Below are 6,117 nucleotides of genomic sequence, written 5' to 3'. Positions count from 1 at the left end.
AAATTTGATGATGGTCCTGTCAAAAAGGTTATAGGGAGTTATGTAGATGTCATTAAAACTTAGCTGTACATCCAGAAAAGTGATTTTTGCTGCACTATTACTGCTGCTGATCACTCCCCTCGCTGCTACCAAGTATGCCGGTGAAATCTTTCATTACGGTATGGGCGTGCGCAACCTGGCTTTAGGAAGCACAGGGCTTACTAATCTTGATTCACATAGCATTGCCTGGTGGAACCCGGCACTATTACAATTTAAAACTGAAAACAGTATGGAAATCATGCATGCCGAAGAATTTGAAGGCTTGCTGCAATATGACACCTTCTCCGCTATCTGGGGGAAGGATAAAAAATTCTCTATCGTCCTCTCGCGCATTGGAATCAATGACATCCCACTCACTGCTTTGGAAAATGATTCCCTTGCCATAGGTAATGATAACCGCCCCTATGCGTATGATTACGTAAATAATTCTGACCTAGTCGCCTATTTCGGATTTTATCAGCAAGCAGGATCACTCACGCTCGGTTTCACTCCTAAAATCGCCTATCGTAGCCTGGCAGATGAATCAGGTTTCGGATTCGGCGCTGATCTGGCTATTGTCACTGATCCCACAAAGAAGCTCGTGCTTGCAGCTCAGATTCGTGACTTCTTCACTACCCGCATCTTCTGGAATAATGGCACTGACGAAGCCGTAGTACCTAATGCCAATCTTGAAGCCAGTTATGGTTTCGATTTCCCGTTTAATCAGATTTCCATGCGTTTCTATCTGCGACCCGAAATCTTGTTTGAGGGTAGAGAAGAAGCGGCAACTATTTCTTTTGACCCGGTTAGCATTGATTTGCATGCCGGACTGGAGTCGCATATCAATCAACACTTTGATTTTCTCCTGGGATATGACATTGATCACCTTACAGCTGGCTTAGCACTCAAATATCAGCAATTCGGACTCAGCTACTGCTTTGAAATGGAACCTGAACTCGATAATTCACATCGCATAGCCCTTAATTGGAGCTATTAGTTAATTTGAAAAATATCGCTGTTCTAGGGCTTACGGGCTCAATTGGAAAATCCACTATTGAAGTGATTCGTGAGCATCCCGATAAATTCCGCATCACCCTTGCTTCTGCTCATAATAATTCGGAACTGCTCTTTGAGTATGCACGTGAATTCGGCATCAAATACCTGGTTCTCACTGGCTCAATACCTCCTGCATCTCCACCTCCTCCAGGCTCTATTCTGCATACTGGAGAAGCTGAGCTGATCACCCTTATCAAAGAATTATCTCTCGATATTGTCCTTAATGCCATCACCGGTTCTGCTGGTTTACTCTCTTCACTTGCCGTAATTGATGCCGGCATTGATCTTGCTCTGGCAAATAAGGAATCTCTCATACTCGCTGGTCACCTGATCAAAACAGCTATGAAAACCTCAAAAAGCCGGTTATTGCCAGTTGACAGTGAACATAGTGCAGTGTTCCAGTGCCTGGAAGGACACCAGTCTTCTGAAATTGGTAATATCATTCTCACTGCTTCTGGTGGTCCATTTCGGGAGTTACCTCTCGACCAGTTCTCTCACATCACTCTGGAAAAAGCACTCAAACATCCCACCTGGTCAATGGGCACAAAAGTAACCATCGATTCCGCCACCATGATGAATAAAGGTCTGGAAGTGATTGAAGCTCACTGGCTCTTTGATACTGATTATGATAAAATAAAGGCTGTCATACATCCCCAGTCGGTAGTTCATTCCTTTGTGGAATTTGCCGATGGCAGTATTCTGGCGCAATTGAGCAATCCCACCATGAAACTGCCCATTCTCTACGCACTCACATTCCCGCAGCATATAGCTTCTCAGCTTGTCCGCACCAGTATTCTCGACCTGCCTCAATTGAATTTCTTCCCACTCGAATCTGAACGCTTCCCGCTATATTTCCTCGCCCGTCAGTGCGGTGAAGCCGGCGGACTGATGCCCACTATCATGAATGCCGTTAATGAAGCCGCTATCAGCCTTTTCCTGAACCGTAAAATTGGCTTTAATGATATATATAAGCTCATTGACATCGCCTGCCAGCAGGAAACTAATATCTCCAACCCAGACATCGATACCATCATCTCCACAAATATCACTATCCACGAAAAATATCTCTCCATCTACCAGAATTATCTATAATACCTGAAAACGCAAGAAAGAGGTAAAAACCGGAGCTTTTTTTATTACCTTCCGGATGGTCTTATCCTCCGGAATGGTTTCTTTATTTTAACTATATGACTACAAAGATCATTCAGCAACGAACAAAACTAACAAAACGAACTGAAGAAACACCCAGCTAAGCAGGAGTTTTGAACTGTACTCAGGACAAGACTTCTGGCGAACGTTATTTCCACCCCAGCCAGCTGCTACCTACTTCTGCCCCGAGTACGGTAGAAGAAATCCTGACTTATTGGGGTGGTAATTCTCCAGAATAAGTCAGACGTGCACCGCTGGCGGTACTCCGCAAGTGGGGCGCAGATGACGGCAGTTCCACCCAGAAGAGTTTTGACTTCTTGTTGCACATTCAATAAGTCCAATATCCATCACATTCTTTCGCGTCATTTCGCGGTTAAAAATAAATTTAAGGTCAGATGGTTTTATCCTCCGGAATGGTTTCTTTCTTTTAACTATATGACTATAAAGATCATTCAGCAACGAACAAAACTAATAAAACGAACTGAAGAAACACCCAATTAAGCAGAAGTTTTGAACTGAATTCAGGATAAAGATTATCCCGATCTATCGGGAACTTTTGGAGGCAGGTTAACGGGGCTTTTATTTGATATAGTGATTACCTTGCGAATGGGCTTGTTCCTTCACAATGGCATTATTATAGGGATTGAAACTGGTCGTTTCTCAAGTCGATCCTTCGGGTACGAAGTCTCAACTCGATAACCTTAGATGGTTGATCTGAACAGGTTTGTGCACAGTCTGGAATTAGGTATATTAATTTTAGTGGATAGATTGATATACTGAAGAAACATTCATATTGAATGAAAAAATATAAATTGACAAATTATGAAAAAATAAGACAACTTGTCTGATAAGATAAATCTAATAATGTTAAATAAATATATAAAGGGGGCGAATATTATGCAGGATAAAAAATGCGATTATGAAAATAAAAAATCATCCATTCATGATAACAGGTTCAATGATAACTGCAGAAATAACGTAACTCCTTATATATATATATATAGCTATTATATTAGTAAAAGCATTACTTTAATAAAATTCATAAGAAGTGGTAAATTAAAATTCGGCTGAGATAGTTTTTATTTATTGCCCAGTTGTCCGAAAAGCCGCTCTGCCGATTCTCACCGACAAAGCGACCATAAAAGCAAGTGTTATAAAAAACCAGGTTCGGTAATTTGTCAAGCCGGACTTAAATAGATGGAGTATATTATGAGAAAGACTATTTATATTTTCCTAATGGTTTTGATACCATTATTTTTATCAGCTACTGATTGGTATGTTGATGCATTGGCAACACCACCTGGAAACGGTTCACAGGGATCACCATTTCCTGAAATCTCTGATGCTGTTGATGCTCTTAGTGATGGAGATGTCGTATATGTTACAGCAGGAACTTATTTAGAAACTGTAAATTTCGCAGATCATTACTTTGATTTGTTTGGGGACAATAAACTAACAACAATAATTGATGGAGGTAACTCATCAGATGGTATTATAATACTTGCAAGTGACCCCGTTATCACAGGTCTTAGTAATATTAGTGGTTTTACAGTAATGAATTGCATAACATCCCAGGAAGATGATGGTGCAGGATTTGCAATTAAAAACAGAAATGTTACAATTGAAGATTGCATTGTAAAGCAAAATGTTAGTGACCAACATGGAGGAGGAATTTCTTTTGGAGGAGATAATGGTTACACATTAACCATTACAGACTGTACTATCGAGAATAACAGCACAGATGAACATGGAGGTGGAATCTTTTTCTATGGGTCGGGATCTGATGTGTTGATTATGGATAATTGTACTGTGGATACTAATGATTGTGAGGGAAATGGTGGAGGAATCTTTTATTATTGTACAGGTTCCGGTGAATTAAGTATGATCGAGTGTACAATAGAAAATAATGAAGCAGATGAAGATGGTGGTGGAATTTATTGTGAGGGAAATGGTGACCAGGCAGTGACAATATCTGATTGTCAAATTTCTGACAATGTGAGTAATAATAATACAGCACACGTGGGAGGAGGAGGGATCTTCTGCCTGGATGTAGAAATTGATTTCGACGATTTAGTAATATTTGGAAACACTACCGACTATAACGGTGGTGGAATTTTTGTTAAAACTACCGAGTATGAGAATCCTGAAGCTGATTTTGATAACCTATTAATATACGAAAATCATGTTGGAGGGCATGGTGGAGGTATCTGTATACTGAATCAAGGTGATGCAGATATGGTGATCAACCAAAGCTCAATAGTCTATAATACAGGTGATGGTGAGTATTATGGTGGTGTTTATGTTACAAATAATGCCGTTGATGTAATTAATTGTATTGTATATTTTAATGACGGTACAGAACCAGGGGAACCCCAATACCTTCAGCCAGTCAATACTACTACTACATATAGCTGTATTGGATTATCAACGGTGTATAATGGAACTGGAAATATCAATACTGATCCCCAGTTCGTTGATGCCGATGGTGATGATTACAATCTTGATTGGAACAGTCCCTGCATGGATGCAGGAGACCAATCTTATGATAACGATCCTGATGGTACGGAATGCGATATGGGGTGTTTTACGGCAAGGGATCATGATAACCGGGGATTTGTGGAAAGCGAGACTGGTGACGAAACATACAATTGGCGCGGATTTCCACGCTTGGATTTTGGTGCTGAAGAGAATAATGGTTCATTCGTGGATGCAACGGATATGCTGGATAAGTTTGGATATCCTGATCACCCAGATCCAGTTGAAGTCTGGTACCAGTATTCTGGTGATCCAAATTTAGAAGGAGGCTGGGATGATCCTGTTTATGAATGGGATCCAGACCCTTGTGATGATCTGATAAAAAGCACGCGTGGATTCAAGATCAAAGTATGGGGTGATGCAGAAGATACTGCATTATTAAGGGTTTTTGGTGATATTTTGGATCCTGACTTTGAGATGACTGTGGACCATGAGATAGATCAAAACTGGTTCTGTTATTTCCTGGAAGAGACACAAAATGCCCAAGGTGCATTTGATGCAACTACGCTGAACAAACTTATCAGGATTGATACTTATGGATGGTCAGCCGTGAAAACCGGAGAAACCTGGACATGGCCTCAATATCCCACTTTGAAATATGGAGAACTCGTAGTTGTCTATCATGATGAAGGTAGAGATTTCACTTTTGAGTGGCAGCAGCCCAGCCGGGATATAATTGAACCTTACGTGAGACAGGAACCTACGCAATTCAACTATAATGAAGAACCTTCTTATTTGCCTGTATATATGGTATTTGGAGAAGAGATTCCTCTGGAAGTAGCTGTTTACGTTGATAACGTCTGCAAGGGAGCAGAAGTTGTTGATACGGACAGTCTTTTTCATTTAAGGGCTTATGTTCTGGAGGAAGAGCCGGGATATGAACTGGAATTCGTTGCTTATTATGGCAGATCAGAAACACGGGTGATGGATTATAAACTTAACGGTAATTTCAGTCAGCAAAATACAAATAAACTGATTACAGGAAATCTGGGTGAATATGCCTTTATTGAGTTTGGTGAACCATTAAGTGACCAGGTTCCGGAATTAGAAGTTGAGATGAAGATTTATCCTAATCCTTTCAATCCGACAGTTATAATATCTTTTCAGGTGGCGGATTATGGCACAATTGATCTGGAGATTTATAATGCTAAGGGTCAAAAAGTGAAAACGCTTGTGAGAAATCAATACTGCGAATTCGGTGACAGAATAGAAAAGGTCTGGAAAGGTTATAATGATCAAGGTCAACTTGTGAGTGGAGGCGTTTATTTCGTTAGAATGCAGACTGCAGGTGATGTACAGATGAAGAAAGTTGTACTTTTGAAGTGATCAGTGAATGGTGAATAGTGAATCGATTGCAGA

Annotated in this window: 3 protein-coding genes; all 3 read left to right on the top strand. The window is 40.5% G+C overall.

Annotated elements, in window-relative coordinates; all coding sequences use genetic code 11:
* The first annotated feature begins 46 nt into the window (after positions 1 to 46).
* The 3 genes from RAO94_03060 to RAO94_03050 all read left to right on the top strand — a co-directional run bounded on the left by RAO94_03060 (position 47) and on the right by RAO94_03050 (position 6,084).
* Positions 47 to 1,015: a hypothetical protein gene (locus RAO94_03060; protein MDP8321314.1), complete on the top strand. Its 969-nt coding sequence runs from the start codon at positions 47 to 49 to the stop codon at positions 1,013 to 1,015.
* A gap of 5 nt (positions 1,016 to 1,020) precedes the next feature.
* A complete protein-coding gene (gene dxr / locus RAO94_03055) occupies positions 1,021 to 2,166 on the top strand; it encodes a 1-deoxy-D-xylulose-5-phosphate reductoisomerase (GenBank protein ID MDP8321313.1) in 1,146 nt (381 codons plus the stop codon).
* Between the two features lie 1,266 nt (positions 2,167 to 3,432).
* Positions 3,433 to 6,084 carry a T9SS type A sorting domain-containing protein gene (locus tag RAO94_03050; GenBank protein MDP8321312.1) on the top strand — a complete coding sequence of 884 codons (2,652 nt, stop codon included), beginning with the start codon at positions 3,433 to 3,435 and terminating at the stop codon, positions 6,082 to 6,084.
* The last annotated feature ends 33 nt before the right edge of the window (positions 6,085 to 6,117 follow it).

It is taken from the genome of Candidatus Stygibacter australis (genome assembly GCA_030765845.1).
Lineage (GTDB): Bacteria > Cloacimonadota > Cloacimonadia > Cloacimonadales > TCS61 > Stygibacter > Stygibacter australis.
This window is presented reverse-complemented; position numbering and strand designations above follow the sequence as displayed.

What these genes read in the sequence shown, in the direction of transcription:
- RAO94_03050 (MDP8321312.1), top strand. Translation starts at nt 3,433, where the DNA reads ATGAGAAAGACTATTTATATTTTCCTAATGGTTTTGATACCATTATTT.
- RAO94_03060 (MDP8321314.1), top strand. Translation starts at nt 47, where the DNA reads ATGTCATTAAAACTTAGCTGTACATCCAGAAAAGTGATTTTTGCTGCA.